Here is a 17,100-nt window from a genome sequence, read left to right on the forward strand (position 1 = left end):
CGGAAAAGGCCGCCCTCGGGCGGCCTTTTTCATCCACGCATGGCGTGGATACCGGGCGCTCAACGTCCCGGGGTACCGAAGTGCCCCAGCGGCGCACCGGCCAGCAGATGCATGTGGATATGGAACACGGTCTGGCCGGCATCCTCGCGGCAGTTCATCACGATGCGGTAGCCGTCCTGTGCGAAGCCTTCGCGGCGCGCGTACTCGGCGGCAGCCAGCGCCAGCTTCCCGATCAGGTGCGCCTGCGACGGCTGCAGGTCATCCAGGGTCGGAATGATCTCGTTCTTCGGAATGAACAGCACGTGCACCGGCGCCTGCGGTGCGATGTCCTTGAAGCCCAGCACCTCGTCATCCTCGTAGACGATGGTGGCCGGGATCTCGCGACGGATGATCTTGCTGAAGAGGGTTTCGTTGCTCATGGTCGGCCTCGGCGGAGATGTCTCCCGCATTGTAGGCCGCTCACGTCCGGCCATGCCGGCCGTTGCTCAATCGCGGAATTCGCTGCGCGTCCCGAACGCGTGCGACAGCGTGCCACGATCGACGTATTCCAGTTCGCCGCCCAGCGGCAGGCCCTGCGCCAGACGGCTGGGCTGCACCTTGCGTGCGCGCGCCAGCTGCGCCAGGTAATGCGCGGTGGCCTCGCCCTCGACAGTGGCGCTGGTGGCGATGATCAGCTCCTGCACCTCGCCTTCGGCCAGCCGTCGCTCCAGCTGCTCCAGGCCCAGCTCGCGCGGGCCGATGCCATCAAGCGGCGATAGGCGGCCCTGCAGCACGAAGTAGACACCGCGGAAGCCGGTGGCGTTTTCGATGGCCAGGCGGTCGGCCGGCGATTCGACCACACACAGCTGGCTGCGCTCGCGGCTGCTGTTGGCACAGGTCGGGCACAGCTCGGTTTCGCTGAAATCGCGGCACTGCACGCAGTGACCGATGCGTTCCACCGCCAGCGCCAGGGTTTCGGCCAAGCGCCGGCCACCTTCGCGCTCACGCTCGAGCAGGTGGTAGGCCATGCGCTGCGCAGTCTTCTGGCCGACGCCCGGCAGCACCCGCAACGCGTCGATCAATTGTTCAAGCAGGGGTGCGGACACGGCGACAGGCTTTCATTGCGTCGAGCAGGCTCGACGGCTACAGGGTCCGTGGCACCCGGTTACACGGGTGCCACGCTGAAAATCAGAACGGCAGCTTCATGCCCGGCGGCAGCTGCATGCCAGCGGTGGCCGACCCCATCTTCGACTTCGACTCGGCATCGATCTTGTTCGAGGCATCGTTGAAGGCGGCGGCGATCAGGTCTTCCAGCATCTCCGGGTCGCTGGTCAGCGACGGGTCGATGCGCACCTTGCGGCATTCCTTGGCACCGGTCAGGGTCACGCTGACCATGCCGCCACCGGCGCTGCCGGTCACTTCGATCCTGGCGATTTCTTCCTGGGCCTTCTGCAGGTTTTCCTGCATCTTCTGGGCCTGCTGCATCAGTTGGGCGATGTTGCCGCGCATAGTCTCTACTCGTCAAAAGAACGGATGGAATCGGAAACAACCCGGGCGCCGTGCTGTTGGATCAGCACCTGCACTTCCGGATCGTCCATGAAAACAGCCTCTGCCACCTGCTGCCGCTCACTACGCTGGCGGTCGGCACGCTGATGCAGGGTCTCGGCCGGAACGTGCTCGATTTCCACGGTCTCGACCACGATCTTCGGGGCCTGGCCAAGGGCTTTCTCCAGCATCTCGCCCAGGGCCGCCAGCGCACGCTCCGAGCGCAGGTACTCAAATCCGGGCGAAAGGCCCAGTTTCAAGGTCCCGTGCTGGCAACTGATGAAGGCAGCGTTGGCCGCCAGCTGCCGCGACGGGCCGCTCAGGCCACTGTTGGCCACCAGGTCGAGCCAGTCCTCGGCCGTGGCCAGCTCGCTGACGCCTTCCTGCGGCACGGCATCACGTGCCGGGGCCGACTCTGTTGGCGCGATGGCAATGCCTTCAGTGCGGAACGGGCGCTCGGACGGCGCAGGCTCGCCGGGAGCCGCGACGGGAGCCGGCGGTTCATGCCAGGGCGCCACCATGGCGGCGTCCGGCCCAGCCATCTCGGCCGCCAGCGCCTCGTCACGCGCCTCGGCTTCGTCGGTGGCCCACGGCGGCAGGTCGTCGCCCGCTTCTGTTTCAACAGACGGAGGCGCCACGGCTTCGGCCTTCACCGGCGGCGGTGACACCGGCTCCTCCACCGGAACCGGCTCGGGCTCCGGCGTCGGCTCAGGGTCGGGTTGCGGGACCGGCTCCGGTTCGGGTTCAGGTTCGCGCGGCGCGGCCTGCGCCGGAGCGGCCACCTGCGCCACCACGGCCGGGCTGGCCGAAGCGGCGGCAGCGGCCGGCGTCGCTTCGTGGCTACCGGCACCGGTGCCACCACCGGCAGCGTTACCGCCCGGCGTGCCACCCACCGCACCGTCGACGGCCTTCGGCACCGGCGGTACCGCTGCGGCCGGTCGGAACGCCAGCATGCGAAGCACGGCCATTTCAAATCCCGCGCGCGGGCTCGGCGCCAGCGGCAGGTCACGACGGCCGTTCAAGGCCATCTGGTACCAGAGCTGCACCACTTCCGGGCGCAGGCGTTCGGCGAACACCGTCGCGTCCAGGCCTTCAGCGGCCGCTGCGGCACCCGGTACCAGCTGCTGCACCTGGATGCGATGCAGGCCTTCGGCCAATGCTTCCAGCACGCCACTCCAGTCCGGCGAGAATTCGGCCAGCGCAGCCACCACCTGCAGCAGGCGCGGACCATCGCCCTCGGCCAGCGCATCGAGCATCGCCGCCACCTGGGTGCGGTCGACCGTGCCCAGCATGGTGCGCACCACGTCCTCGCGCAGCGCGCCGCCGGCATAGGCGATCGCCTGATCAAGCAGCGACAGGCCGTCGCGCAGGCTACCGTCAGCGGCCTTGGCCAGCTGTACGATGGCACTGCCGTCGGCCTCGATCTCTTCTGCCGCCAGGATGCGCGTCATCTGGCCCTGGATCTGATCCTCGTCCAGGCGCTTGAGGTTGAATTGCAGGCAGCGGCTCAGCACGGTGACCGGCAGCTTCTGCGGGTCGGTGGTGGCCAGCAGGAACTTCACGTGCTCCGGCGGTTCTTCCAGCGTCTTCAGCAGCGCGTTGAACGCCGCCTTGGACAGCATGTGCACTTCGTCGATCAGGTAGACCTTGTACTTGCCACGCGAGGGCATGTACTGCGCGTTCTCGATCACCTCACGCACGTCATCCACACCGGTGTTGGACGCGGCATCGATTTCCAGCAGGTCGATGTAGCGGCCGGCGTCGATGTCCAGGCAGGCCGCGCACTGGCCGCACGGGTCGGCGCTGGTGCCCTGCTCGCAGTTCAGCGACTTGGCGAAGATGCGCGCGATGGTGGTCTTGCCCACGCCGCGGGTGCCGGTGAACAGGAACGCGTGGTGGACCCGGCCGCTGTCCAGCGCGTTGCTGAGCGCACGGACCACGTGTTCCTGGCCCACCAGCTCGGCAAAACGCTTCGGACGCCACTTGCGGGCAAGGACGAGGTAGGACATCAGGCCACCGTTTTCCATCGGATGTTCCATTGTGCCATGCCTGTCCAGCCCCCTCGCCTCCGGCACGTCCTTCGCAGGTTCCTGGCTGGGGTGCTTGTGAAGTGCCGCGTAGCCCGCTAGAATCTGCGCCCCTGCTGAGGCGTTTGCCGATGGCAGGGATCCGGAGAGGTGTCCGAGTGGTTGAAGGAGCACGCCTGGAAAGTGTGTAAGCGTCTAAACCGCGCTTCGGGGGTTCGAATCCCCCTCTCTCCGCCAGATAAATGAAGAAGCCGCCCAGTGGGCGGCTTTTTTATTTGTCTGGCGGGGAGCATCGGGCGAGAGAAGCCCCGCCGGGGTTCGACGGTTCTGCAGGAGCAGAACCGGACCGCCGCAGGCGGGTCCCGGTGCGCAGCGCGCCGGGATCGGGTGCATGGATGCACCCGACAATCCCCCTCTCTCCGCCAGATAACTGAAAAAGGCTGCCTGAAAGGGCAGCCTTTTTCAGTTATCTGGCGCGGGACGCGAAGTGCGCTGCGCGCGCTTCGCCCCAATCGTTGCTGCGCAACGTTTGGGCCCCTCCCTTTGCCTGCCTCTCCCCGCCCCTGCCGGGGCAGCCCCTCAACAGAGGGGCTTGTTCCTCCAGAGACGTCGGTAGATCCACGCCATGCGTGGATGCTCTTCGCGCGCCCCCCCCTGCTTCCCCACATGCTCCTCAAACAAGCTGGCGCGGGACGCGAAGTGCGCTGCGCGCGCTTCGCCCCAATCGTTGCTGCGCAACGTTTGGGCCCCTCCCTTTGCCTGCCTTCTCCCCGCCCCTGTCGGGGCAGCCCCTCAACAGAGGAGCTTGCTCCTCCAGATCCATCAGTAGATCCACGCCATGCGTGGATGCGTTTGATCGCCTTACGCACGCTCGATAGCACCCCAAAACAAACCTGAACGAATCCTGAAAATTCGCTATCGTAGGCGCCTTCAACCGACGCTTGGCCCATTGCCCATGAGCTCGATCGACAGCGCTCACGCCGCCTGCGAAAACTGCGACACCGCCCTGCACGGCCACTACTGCCATCGCTGCGGGCAATCGGCGCACAACCCGCTCAAGCATGTGGGTCATGCCATCGAAGAAGTGTTCGAATCCTTCTGGCATCTCGATGGGCGTATCTTCCGCACGCTGCGCGATCTCTGGGTGCCGGGCCGCATCGCGCTGAACTACCTCAAGGGCCGCCGGGTCGGATACGTGCAGCCCCTGCGGCTGTTCGTCATCCTCACCCTGTTTACGTTCTTCGTCGGCAAGCTCTTCGTGCACGTCGACGATTTCAGCATCGGCGGTGGCACCAACTCTGTGTACGCCAAGACCACGACAGTGGAGCAGGTCGAAGCCGCCCGCGCGGCGCAGCTGGCGTTGATCGACCAACAACAGGCCAACTCACCCGGCACCGGCAACGCCGGCTTCGCCATGGCCAGGGCCGCAGTGAATGCCGCAGCCGCGCAGCGCAAAGCCGAACTCACTGGCACCGGCAAGCAGGCCGCCGCGACGGAGCACGGCACGTTCTTCAACCACACCGTCAACGGAAAGCCCTGGGATGCGGACACCAACCCCATCGTGATGGCCGGCTGGCCCCGGTTCGCCAACAACTGGCTCAACAAGCGCCTGCACAACGGCAACGCCAACATCCAGCGCATGGGGGGCAAGACCGATCTGTACATGCAGGCGATCCTGACCGCATTGCCCGGCGCCCTGTTCTTCCTGATGCCGGTGTTCGCACTGGTACTGCGCGTCGCCTATATTCCGCGGGCGATGGGCTATCTGGAACACCTGGTGGTGGCGCTGTACAGCCATTGCTGGCTGATGATGGTGCTGCTGGCAACCTTCCTCATCGCCGGCATCAGCAGCGCGCTCGCATCACCCGCATTCGCCGCCGTCAGCCAATGGCTGTATGCACTGTTGTGGCTGGCAGTACCGGTCTATCTGCTGTGGATGCAGCAACGCGTGTACGGCGGCAACAAGGCGCTGACCGTACTGCGCTACCTGGCCATCGGCGGCGTCTATCTGTTCCTGGTGAGCTTCGTGGTGATGTATGCGGTGCTGGCGGGAATCTCGGCCTGAGGGATACACGCACGGCATCACGCCCATGAATCCACGCATGGCGTGGATCTACTGGCGATCGTTTATCGTGGGCCCATGAACCTCCGCCTCTACTACCCCACAGATGCCAGCGCCTGCCTGTCGATTTTCGACAGCAACGTACCCACCTACTTCGCGCCCGAAGAGCGCAGCGACTTTGAACGCTTCCTGCGCGAACAAGCCACGGACTGTGCATTCCAGGTCATCGAGCGCGATGGCAGCATCGTGGCCTGTGGCGGCCTGTCGCGACGCGGCGACGGCAGTGCCGGTTTCTGCTGGGGGATGGTCCAGCGCGCGCTGCACCGGCATGGACTGGGCCGCGAACTGGCACTGGCACGCCTGCGCCAGGCTGAAGCGGATCCCTCGATCAAGCGCATCGCGCTCAGTACCAGCCAGCACACCCAGGGCTTCTATGCCGGGCTGGGCTTCCAGGTGACGCGGATCGTGCCCGATGGCCACGGCGCCGGGATCGACGCCGTGGAAATGGAGCGGGAGATCTAGCGCTCCCGCCCCGGCCCCATCCACGCAGGGCGTGGATCTACCGCTGGCCCGCTCCCCTCAGAAGCCTACGCGCAGGTTGATCTGCCCGCCAACATCACGGCGGCCATCGCCGTGCTGGCCCTGCACGAACATCGACAGCTGGCTGTTGCGGCCGAGCCCAACCGCCACGCCCACCTGACTGACCAGCGCATTGCGTGCCATCACCGCGCTGTAAACGTCGAACGCGTTGCCACCGACGGCGAAGCGGTTGCGGCTGGCCACATCGGTGTCACCCGAGGCGTGCTGCCAGCCGAGGCCGACCGTCAGCTGTGCCGGGAAGCGCTCGCCGCTGCCCACATCCCAACGTCCACGCACGCCCACGGTGCTGACATTGAGCGTGTCCTTGCCGCCTTCCAGCTCCAGTGCAGCAGTGCCACCCTGCTCTACTGCGCGATCGCTGTCGACCCAGTGCTTCGTGAACTGCACGTACGGCTGCAGCTGGGTCCTGCCATGGGTCCAGGTCCAGCTGCCCTCCACCTGCGCGATGGTCACGTCCGAGTCCTGGCGGCTGTACAAGGTCTGGCCCAGCAGCGGCACCTCACGCGTGGTGCGCGTACGGTAGTCACCGCGCGATACGCTGCCCCCCACCGCGAAGCCGTTGTTCCACTGGCCCTGTGCATACAGGCCGAACGTGTTGCCACGCAGGCGGGCCCGCGAACTGCGATCGTACAGGCGCGTATCCAGCCGCTCGTTGCCTGCGGCCGCACCCAGCACCACGTGCTCGCCCAGCTGCCAGTCCACGCCCGCCATCAGCGCATTGCGGTTGGAGCGGATGTCATCGCCGTTGCCGTCACCGTCCTGGCGGAACACCTTGCCACTGCCGGCCAGCCACGCCGAAGCACGCTCACCACGCACGGTCGGCAGCTCACTGCCCAGGCGCTGGCGGATACCCTCTTCCAGGTAATTGTCGTACAGCAGCACCGCGCGGCTGGCCGCATGCACTTCACCGGACAGCTGGTCGAAGGCAGCGCGCGCGGTACCCGCGTCATACATCAGCAGCGTGTTGTACAGGCCCAGTGCCGAACCACTCTGCGGCAGGCTGTCCAGCGCTGCGGCGGTGTTGTACTGGTTGCGCGTCTTCGCCGCCGTGGTGAATGCCGCGGTCTGCGCCACGTCGATCTGCAGGTTGGCCGTGTTCGCGGTGTAGACCGGGGTGATGGTCAGGAAGGCCGACGGCGTGGTCGCCGAGGCGAACTGCCCGCTCACCCCACCGCCCGCGTTGACCACGGTGTACTGCTGGCCCTGCTGGTAGCTGGTGCTCGGCGAGATGGTGTTCACCTGCACGGTGCTCCCAGCCACGTTGGCACTGCCGCCCACCTGCACCGTGTCGCTGCCGGTGGCACCCAGATCGATGCCCAGCGTGCTGCCCGGCGACAGGGTCAGGTTGCCCCCCACCGTGATCGTGCCGGTGCCATTGCCCGCACCGCTGCCGTTGCCCGGACCATTGCCCGGCGACAGCACGCCGCCGCTGGATACAGTCACGCCACCGCCGGCGCCACCGATGGTGCCGGTGCCGGACAGCGTGGTGCCGCTGCCGATGGTCCACTGGCCGCCGATGTTGCCGGTGACATTCAGACCACCGCCGGTGACCTGGCCGGTACCGCTGAAGCCACCGCTGTTGCCGCCCAGGTTCAGGCCCCCCGGGCCGGCCTGCACGATGCTGCCACCACCACTGATGGTGCCGCCCAGCGAGGTGGTGCCACCGGTGTTGATGATCAGGCCACCATTGTTGGTGATGTTGCCGGTGACCGAACCGCTGGCCCCGCCGTTGCCGACCTGCACCGTGCCACCTGCATTGATGGTGGTGCCGCCGGTGTAGGTGTTGTTGCCGGTCAGCGTGATGGTGCCGTTGCCGGCCTGGGTCAGGCCACCGCTGCCACTGATGGTGCCGCCAACGGTGGTGTTGCCACCGATGTTGAACACCAGGCTGCCGTTGTTGCTGACGTTGCCGGCGATGGCACCGCTCGCGCCGCCGTTGCCAACCTGCAGCGTGCCACCGGTGTTGATGGTGGTGCCACCGGTATAGGTGTTGTTGCCGCCCAGGATCAACGTGCCGCTGCCGGCCTGGGTCAGGCCACCGCTGCCGCTGATGGCGCCGCCGACGGTGGTGTTGCCACCCACGTTGAACACCAGGCTGCCGTTGTTGGTGACGCTGCCGCCAATCGCACCGGTCGCGCCGCCATTGCCCACCTGCAGGGTGCCACCGGCAGTGATGGTGGTCGGGCCGGTATAGGTGTTGTTGCCGGTCACGGTCAGCGTGCCGCTGCCGGCCTGGGTCAGGCCGCCGCTGCCGCTGATGGTGCCGCCCAGCGTGGTGTTGCCCGCCACGTTGGACACCAGCGTGCCGTTGTTGGTGACGTCGCCCACGATCGAGCCGGTCGCACCGCCGTTGCCAAGCTGCAGCGTGCCACCGGCATTGATGGTGGTACCGCCGGTGTAGGTGTTGGTGCCGGTCAGCACCAGCGACCCACTGCCCGCTTGGGTCAGGCCACCCGTACCGCTGATGGTGCCGCCCAGCGCGGTATTGCCGGCCACGTTGGAAATCAACGCACCATTGTTGGTGATGTCACCGGCAATCGAACCTGTGGCGCCGCCGTTGCCGACCTGCAGCGTGCCACCCGCATTGATGGTGGTGCCGCCGGTGTAGCTGTTGTTGCCGACCAGGGTCAGCACGCCAGCACCGGCCTGGGTCAGCGCGCCAGTGCCACTGATCGCACCGCCGACCGTGGTGTTGCCACCGACATTGAACACCAGGCTGCCGTTGTTGGCGACGTTGCCGGTGATCGCGCCGGTCGCACCGCCATTGCCGACCTGCAGCGTGCCACCGGTATTGATGGTGGTGCCGCCGGTATAGGTGTTGTTGCCGGTCAGGGTCAGCGTGCCGGCACCGGCCTGGGTCAGGCCACCGGCGCCGCTGATGGTGCCGCCCAGCGTGGTGTTGCCGGCCACGTTGGACACCAGCACACCGTTGTTGGTGATGTCACCGACGATCACACCGGTCGCACCGCCATTGCCGACCTGCAGCGTGCCACCGGCATTGATGGTGGTACCGCCGGTGTAGGTGTTGTTGCCGGTCAACACCAGTGTGCCGCTGCCAGCCTGGGTGAGGCCGCCGCTGCCGCTGACCACGCCGCCCACGGTTGCCGTGGTACCGAGGTTGTAGACCAGGCTGCCATTGTTGGTGATGTCGCCCAGCACCGAACCGGTGCTGCCACCGTTGCCGATCTGCAGCGTGCTACCACCGTTGATGGTGGTGCCACCGGTATAGACGTTGTCGCCGCTCAGGGTCAGCGTGCCGGTACCGCTCTGCACCAGACCGCCGGTGCCACTGAGCACACCGCCGAAGGTGGTGCTGCCGTTGTTGCCGCCGGTGGTCAGGGTCGCACCGCCCAGCACCACGCCGGATCCGGTCACGCCGGCCAGGCCTCCGATGCTCTGGCTGCCACCGGCACTGATGTCCAACGTGCCGGCGCCGGCCAGGTTCACCGTGCTGGCACCGGACAGGCTGCCACCGGCCGCCACCGCCAGCGTGCCGCTGTTGATGGTGGTGGTGCCGGTATATGTGCTGGCACCGCCCAGGGTGACCGTTGCTGCGCCATCCTTCAGCAGGCCGCCAGCACCGCTGATCGGGCCGTTCAAGGTCAGCGCGTTGCTGCCGGCCAGGGTCAGCGTGCCGCTGGCCAGCTGCACGGTGTTGGCCAGGGTCAGCGCGGTGGTGCCGTCCAGGCTGGCATTGCCGCCCACGGTCAGCGTGCCGGTTCCCAGTGCACCGTTGTTGCCCAAGGCAAGGCCACCGGCGTTGAGTGCCACGCCGCCACTGAAGGTATTGCTGCCGGTCAGGCCCTGGATCCCAGCGCCGTTCTTCACCAGGCCGCCGGTGCCGGTGATGTCACCAGCGAACGTAGTGTTGCCCACGCCATTGAGTGTCAGCGTGCTGCCACCCAGCGCCACGGTGCTGCCGGCCACGCCTGCCAGCGAGCCGATAGCCTGCGGGCCACCCGCGCTGATGTCAAAGGCGGTACCGGCGTTGGCCAGATTCACCGCACCCGTGGCAGCCAGGCTGCCACCGGCGCCGATCGCCAGCGTACCAGCGTTGATGGTGGTGCCACCGGTGAAGGTATTGGTGCCGGTCAACGTCTGGGTGCCCGAACCTTCCTTGACCAGGCCGCCGGTGCCCGCCACCGAACCACTGAAGGTGCCATTGGTAGCGCCTCCGATCGTAAGCGTGTTCGCGCCCAGATTCACCGTACCGCTGCCGATCAGGGTACCGAACTGCTGCGTACCGCTACCCGCCGACAGATCGAAGGTCGCACCCGAGGCCAGGTTGACGATGCCACTGGCGTGCAGGCTCGCGCCGGCGCCCAGTGCCAACGTACCGGCGTTGATGTTGGTGCCACCGGTATAGGTATTGGTGCCGTTCAAGGTCAGCGTCGCTGCTCCCTCCTTGGTCAGGCTGCCGGTACCACTCAGGTTGCCGTTGAGGGTGAGGTTGTTGCTGCCGAGTACGGTCAATCCGTTGTTGAGGATGAAGTTGTTGGCCAGCGTCACCGCGGAGTTCGAATCGAGCGTAGCCGCGCCTCCAACCGTCACCGCACCGGTGCCCAGCGCAGCGTTGTTGCCGACCACCAGGCCACCTGCGTTGAGCGCCACGCCACCGCTGAAGGTGCTGGCGCCATTGAGCGTCTGCACGCCTGCGCCGTTCTTGATCAGGCCGCCATTGCCGCTGATCGCACCGTTGAAAGTGCTGTCCACGGTACCACCCAGGGTCAGCGTGCTGCCGCCCAGTGCCACCGTGCTGCCGGCCACGCCGGCCAGCGAACCGATGGCCTGGTTGCCCGCCGAGATGTCGAGCGTGCCGGTGCCGGCCAGGTTCACCGCGCCGGTTGCGGCGAGGCTGCCACCGGCACCGATCGCCAGCGTGCCACTGTTGATGGTGGTACCCCCGGTGTAGGTGTTGGCACCGCTCAGGGTTACGGTGGCCGCACCGTCCTTGATCAGCCCGCCCGTGCCGGAAATCACACCGCCCAGTGTCAGCGCCTGGCTGCCGAGCAGGTCGAGATTGGCACCCGAAGCTAGGTTGATGTTGTTGGCCAGGTTGACGCCGGTCGATGCATCCAGTGTCGCGTTGCTTCCGACCGTCAACGCACCGCTGCCGAGCGCAGCGTTGTTGCCGACCACCAGTCCACCGCCGTTGAGTGCAACGCTACCACTGAACAGATTGGCGCCGCCCAGCGTGAGGATGCCGGCGCCATTCTTGACCAGGCCACCGGTGCCGGAAATCGCGCCATCGAAGAGGCTGTTGCCCACACCACCGAGTGTCAGCGTCTGTGCCCCCAGGCTCACCGTCGAGCCCGCCACGCCATTCAACGACCCGATGGTCTGGCTGGCCCCTGCGGTGGAGATATCGAAGCCGGTGCCTGCAGCGCTCAGCGTCACAGCGCCGCTGGCGGCCAGGCTGCCGCCCGGACCAATCGCCAGCGTGCCGGCATTGATGAAGGTCCCGCCGGTGTAGGTATTGGCACCGGTCAGCGTCTCGATACCGGCACCGACCTTGGTCAGGCCACCCGTGCCTGCGATCGAGCCGCTGAAGGTGCCATTGGTGGCGCCACCGACCTCGATCGAGTTGGCACCGAGGTTTACCGTACCGTTGCCGACCAGCGTGCCGAACTGCTGCGTGCCACTGCCGGCAGACAGATCCAGCGTGGCGCCGGTGGCGAGGTTCACGGTACCGCTCGCCGCCAGGCTGGCACCGGCCCCCAGCGCCAGCGTGCCGGCGTTGATGTTGGTGCCACCGGTGTAGGTGTTGATGCCATTCAAGGTCAGCGTCGCGCTGCCATTCTTGGTGAGGCTGCCGGCCCCGGACAGGACGCCGTTGAGCGTCAGTGCATTGGTCCCGAGCACGGTCAGCCCGGCGTTGAGCGCGATGTTGTTGGTCAGCGCTGCCAGGCCGGTGGTATCCAGCGTGGCGGCACCACCAACGGTCAATGCGCCGCTGCCCAGCGCCGCGTCATTGCCCAGGACCAGCCCGCCTGCGTTGAGTGTCACGCCGCCGCTAAAGGTGTTGGCGCCGGACAACGTCTGTACGCCCGCGCCCACCTTGATCAGACCGCCACCGCCAATGATCACGCCGTCGAACGCGGCGTTGCCGGTCGTGCCGAAGGTCAACGAATTGCCGCCCAGTGTCAGCGTGCTTCCGCCCGCACCGTTGAGCGCGCCGATGGTCTGGCTGCTGCCGGCACCGGAGATATCGAAGCCAGCACCTGCGCCCAGCGTGATATCACCCGCTGCGGCAAGACTGCCGCCCATGCCCAGCGCCAGCGTACCGGCGTTGATGGTGGTACCGCCGGAGTAGGTATTGGCACCGGACAGCGTCAGCGTGGTGGCACCATTCTTGATCAGGCTGCCATTGCCGCCGATCACACCCGACAGCGTCAGCGCGTTGCTGCCCGGCAACGTCAGTGCAACGCCCGAGCCCAACGTGACTGCATTGCCCAGTGTCACCGCAGCGCCTGCATCCAGCGTGGTACTGGCATTCACCGCCAGCGTGCCGGAACCGAGTGCACCGTTCGCGCCGACCACCAGGCCACCGCCGTTCAAGGTCAAGCCACCGCCGAAGGTATTGGTGTTGTTGAGCGTCAGCAGGCCTGCACCGTTCTTGATCAGGCTGCCGTTGCCAGCCACCACGCCACCAAGGGTGAGATCGTTGCTACCGCCCAGCGTCAGCTGTGTACCGGCACCAAAGTTCACCGCGTTGGCAAGGTTCAGTGCCACCGTGTTGTCGAGGCTGACGGTGCCACCCACACCGAGCGCGCCGGTCCCCAGCGCACCGGCGTTGCCCAGCACCAGCCCACCGCCATTGAGCGCCAGGCCACCGCTGAAGGTGTTGGCACCGGACAGCGTCTGGATGCCAGTACCGGTTTTGACCAGGCCGCCAGTGCCGCTGATCACGCCATCAAAGGTGGCGTTGGCATTGCTGCCGAAGGTCAGCGAATTGCCGCCCAGCGTCAGCGCGGTTCCGGCCACGCCGTTCAACGCAGCGATGGTCTGGTTGCCGCCGGCCGCGGAAATGTCAAAGCCCGCGCCGGCATTGCCGAGCGTCACATCGCCGCCCGCCGCCAGGCTGCCACCGGCCCCCAGCGCCAGCGTGCCGTTGTTGATGGTGGTGCCGCCGGCATAGAGGTTGGCACCGCTCAGGGTCAACCGTGCCGCACCGTCCTTGATCAATCCACCGGCGCCGAACACCGGCCCACCCAGCGTCAGGTCGTTGCTGCCCAGCACGGTCAGATTGGCACCTGCGGCCAGGCCGATGCTGTTGCCCAGGTTCAGTGCGGCGCTGGCATCCAGCGACGCGTTGCCACCCACATCCAGTGCGCCGGTGCCCAGTGCGCCGGCATTGCCCAGCCGCAGCACACCGGCATTGAGGCCGACACCACCGGAGAAGGTGTTGGGGCCATTCAAGGTCAGCGTCGAAGCGCCGTTCTTGACCAGTTCGCCGGTTCCGGCGATGACACCGCCCAGCGTTACATTCTCCGTGCCAAGCAGGTTCAGTACCGTGCCTCCGCCCAGATTCACCGCATTGCCCAGGCTGAGCGCCACACTGCTGTCCAGCGTCGCGCTTGCGCCGACATTCAGTGCGCCCGTGCCGAGTGCACCGGCATTGCCCAGCAGCAGGCCACCACCGTTGAGCGTCAGCCCACCATTGAAGGTATTTGCGCCGTTGAGGGTCAATAAGCTGGCACCGTTCTTCACCAGGCCACCTGCGCCGGAAACCACGCCGCCCAGAGTAATGGCCTGTGTGCCCGGCAGCGTCAGCAGCGCACCACCGCCGAGCGCGACATCATTGACCAGGCTCAGCGGGGCACTGCCGTCCAGCGAAACACTCCCGCCGACGCTGAGCGCCCCGGTACCCAGCGCACCGTTGTTGCCCAGCAGCAGACTTCCGGCGTTTGCGCTCAGTCCACCACTGAACGTGTTGTTGCCGTTCAACGTCAGCAGCGACGCACCGTTCTTGACCAGGCTGCCGGTGCCGGTGATGTTGCCGGCCAGGGTCAGGTTCTGGCTGCCCGGCAGGGTCAATGCCGCGCCAAGGTTGATCGCATTGCCCAGGTTGAGTGCTGCAGTGGTGTCCAGCGAACCGTTGCCACTGACCGTCAGCGCACCGCTTCCCAGCGCGCCGGCGTTGCCCAGCACCAGGCCGCCGGCCGCAAGATTCAGCCCACCACTGAAGGTGTTGGCGCCGGTCAGCGTCTGCACGCCACTGCCCTGCTTGATCAGGCCACCGGTGCCGCCGATCACGCCGGCGAAGGTCTGGTTGGTGGCATCACCGAAGGTCAGCGTGCTGCTGCCCAACGTCACCGTGCTGCCAGCGATGCCGGACAGTGCGCCGATGGTCTGGTTGCCCCCCAGCGAGATATCCAGTGTGCTGCCCGCGCCGGCCAGGCTGACCGCGCCGGTCGCCGCCAGGCTGCCACCACTGGTCAATGACACCGTTCCGGCATTCACCGCCAGCCCACCGGTGAACGTGTTCGCGCCGCCCAGCGTCAGCGTGGCAGCGCCGTTCTTGACCAGGCTGCCGGCCCCGCCAATGACACCCCCCAGCGTCAGCGCGTTCGAGCCCAGCACATTGAGCGAACCACTGGCGCCCAGTGTGATGCCATTGCCCACGGTAAGCCCGGTGCTGGCGTCGAGCGATACCGCACCGCCGACGTTCAGTGCCCCTGCTCCCAGTGCACCGCCGTTGCCCAGCACCAGGCTGCCCGCGTTGAGCGCCAGACCACCGCCGAACGTATTGGCGCTGTTGAGGGTCAGTGACGATGCACCATCCTTGATCAAGCCGCCGGCGCCACCGATCACCCCGTTGAACGTGAGCGCCTGCCCGCCAAGCAGATTCAGGCTGGCGCCGGCACCGAGGTCGACGGCATTGGTCAACGCCAACCCGGTCGTGCCATCCAGCGTGGCATTGCCGCCGATAGACAGCGTGCCGCTGCCCAACGCGGCGTTGTTGCCCAGCAGCAGGCCACCGCCGTTGAGCGCGACGCCGCCGCTGAGGTTATTGACACCGGACAGGGTCTGTACGCCGGTACCCAGCTTGATCAGACCACCGGTGCCTGCGGCGAACGTGCCGGCATAACTGGTATCGCCCACTCCACCGAGGGTCAGCGTGTGGCTGCCGAGATTGACCGAACCGCCGAGGCCGGCCAGCGAGCCGATGGTCTGGTTGGTCGCCGCTGAAAGATCCAGGCTGGTACCAACGCCCAGCGTGATCGCACCGGTGGGCGACAGGCTGCCACCCGCGCCCAGCGCCAATGCGCCGCCAGCCAGGTTGAAGCTGCCGGTCAGCGAATTGGCGCCATTCAAGGTCAGCGTGCCGGCACCGTTCTTGGTCACGTTGCCGGCACCGGAAATCGAGCCACTCAATGTCAGCGCATTGCTGCCCAGCAGGTTCAGCGAGCCCCCGCCATTGACCACCAGGTTGTTGCCCAGGTTGAAGCCCGCCGTCGTATCCAGCGAGGCGCTGCCACCAACGGTCAGGTTGCCGCTACCGAGCGCACCGGCATTGCCCAGCACCAGGCCACCGGCATTGAGGTTGACGCCGCCACTGAACAGGTTTGCACCGCCCAGTGTCACCACACCGGTATTAGTGACGGTGAGGCTACCCCCACCGGACAACACGCCCCCCAGACTGAAGGGGTTGCTGCCACCGAGGGATAGCCCAAGGCCGCTGCCGAGGGAGAAATTGTTGGCGAGGGTCAGCCCCGCCGTGCTCGCCGCGATGCTGCCGCCGGCACTGGTGATTGTGCCCAAGCCGAACGCGCCTGGATCATTGAAGTTGGCCAGACCGCCATTGAGGGTCACCGCACCGGTACCCGACCACGGTCCCTGCAGGTTCCAGGTGCCGCTGTTGACGGTCAGCTTCTGGAAGCCGATGTAGTTGGTCCAGCCGATGCTCGATAGCGGGCCGTTGTTGCTTGCGTTGTCCTGCAGTACAAGCATATTGCTGGCGGCACCAGTACCGGCGCCTGCGTTGACAGTGCCCGCCGCTGCAACCTTGACCCCGGTTACGCCCGTGAGCACGCCGGCCCCGATAAGACTGCCACCGGCGGAGACCGTGGATCCGGCCACGGCGGTAAAGGTATTACCACCGGTCGAATCGCCCAGGTGCACGCTGCCGTTGACCGTTCCCGCATTGAGGAAGGTATTGCCCGACGAAGAGCCCAATCCCACCCGCCCGGTGATGCTGCCAGTATTCGTCACATTGGCGGCTGCCCCGCCATAGGTCACCACCGAAGTCGCATCAACGACATTGCCAAGGCCGATCAGTGACACGCCAATCGTGCCATTGTTGGTAATGGTGGTGACCTGGCCGGGAGAGCCACCGCCCCCATTCTGCGCCACGATGGCCTGGCCGCCGAAACCCAGCAAGGTAGCGATATTGAATACACCGTTGATCGTGCCGCCACTGTTGTTGTTGACAGTGATCGCGCTGGCCGAGCTGTTGCCGACCACCAGTCCATCCGAAGCGAGCAGCAGCGTGCTGGGATCAATCAGCCCGCTGTTGTTGACCGTGACATTGCTGCCCCCCAGTGTCACCGCATTGCCGCCCAAGGTCGCAGATGAGCGCATCGTTGCACCGGAGTTGACCTGCAGCGTGATGCCAGATGCGGGGTTGTTGTAATTGGTGGGGTTGGGGGTGTTGTCGCAGATGATCGTCGTTGTGCCGGTGCACGCTGCGAACGCCGAACCGCTGGCCAAGGTGGCTGCCAGTGCGACCGCCAGCTGATGCGCCCGCAATCGCGGTGGCCGCTTCGCGGTAATCGCACTTCCGCCGGGATTCTGGGCGACCTCCGAGGCAACCTGCATTACGCCGAGGGCACGATTGAAAACCAGACGGTAAATGCGGTTCATCGGTAAATCTCCATGAAAAGA

7 protein-coding genes and 1 tRNA gene are annotated in these 17,100 nt (G+C 66.5%); 3 read left to right on the forward strand and 5 right to left on the reverse strand.

Translation table 11 applies throughout. The features are described from left to right. Positions 1–59: 59 nt before the first annotated feature. From N5D45_RS04535 to dnaX, 4 genes are all read right to left on the reverse strand, one after another. Complete coding sequence (locus N5D45_RS04535) at positions 60–419, reverse strand: histidine triad nucleotide-binding protein (protein ID WP_014646179.1); 360 nt, start codon at positions 417–419, stop codon at positions 60–62. Positions 420–485: 66 nt separating this feature from the next. Continuing rightward, a complete protein-coding gene (gene recR / locus N5D45_RS04540; RefSeq protein WP_100447841.1) occupies positions 486–1,085 on the reverse strand; it encodes a recombination mediator RecR in 600 nt (199 codons plus the stop codon). Between the two features lie 82 nt (positions 1,086–1,167). Next, the gene (locus N5D45_RS04545; protein WP_019659509.1) at positions 1,168–1,488 is read right to left on the reverse strand and encodes a YbaB/EbfC family nucleoid-associated protein; all 321 of its coding nucleotides are present in this window, start codon (positions 1,486–1,488) and stop codon (positions 1,168–1,170) included. Positions 1,489–1,493: 5 nt separating this feature from the next. Continuing rightward, the gene (dnaX, locus tag N5D45_RS04550; protein WP_279938495.1) at positions 1,494–3,533 is read right to left on the reverse strand and encodes a DNA polymerase III subunit gamma/tau; all 2,040 of its coding nucleotides are present in this window, start codon (positions 3,531–3,533) and stop codon (positions 1,494–1,496) included. Positions 3,534–3,695: 162 nt separating this feature from the next. Here dnaX and N5D45_RS04555 point away from each other — a divergent pair. From N5D45_RS04555 to N5D45_RS04565, 3 genes are all read left to right on the forward strand, one after another. Further along, positions 3,696–3,788 (forward strand) — tRNA-Ser (locus N5D45_RS04555). Between the two features lie 718 nt (positions 3,789–4,506). Further along, positions 4,507–5,616 (forward strand): DUF3667 domain-containing protein, encoded by a 1,110-nt coding sequence (locus N5D45_RS04560; protein WP_279938496.1) that lies wholly within the window; start codon positions 4,507–4,509, stop codon positions 5,614–5,616. A 75-nt stretch (positions 5,617–5,691) separates the two neighbouring features. Next, positions 5,692–6,135: a GNAT family N-acetyltransferase gene (locus N5D45_RS04565; protein ID WP_228355109.1), complete on the forward strand. Its 444-nt coding sequence runs from the start codon at positions 5,692–5,694 to the stop codon at positions 6,133–6,135. 57 nt (positions 6,136–6,192) lie between these two features. Here N5D45_RS04565 and N5D45_RS04570 read toward each other — a convergent pair whose 3' ends face one another. Then, positions 6,193–17,079, reverse strand: coding sequence for an autotransporter-associated beta strand repeat-containing protein (locus tag N5D45_RS04570; RefSeq protein WP_279938497.1), 10,887 nt, complete (start codon positions 17,077–17,079; stop codon positions 6,193–6,195). Between the last annotated feature and the right edge of the window lie 21 nt (positions 17,080–17,100).

The organism is Stenotrophomonas sp. GD03819 (genome assembly GCF_029841665.1).
Classification (GTDB): domain Bacteria; phylum Pseudomonadota; class Gammaproteobacteria; order Xanthomonadales; family Xanthomonadaceae; genus Stenotrophomonas; species Stenotrophomonas geniculata.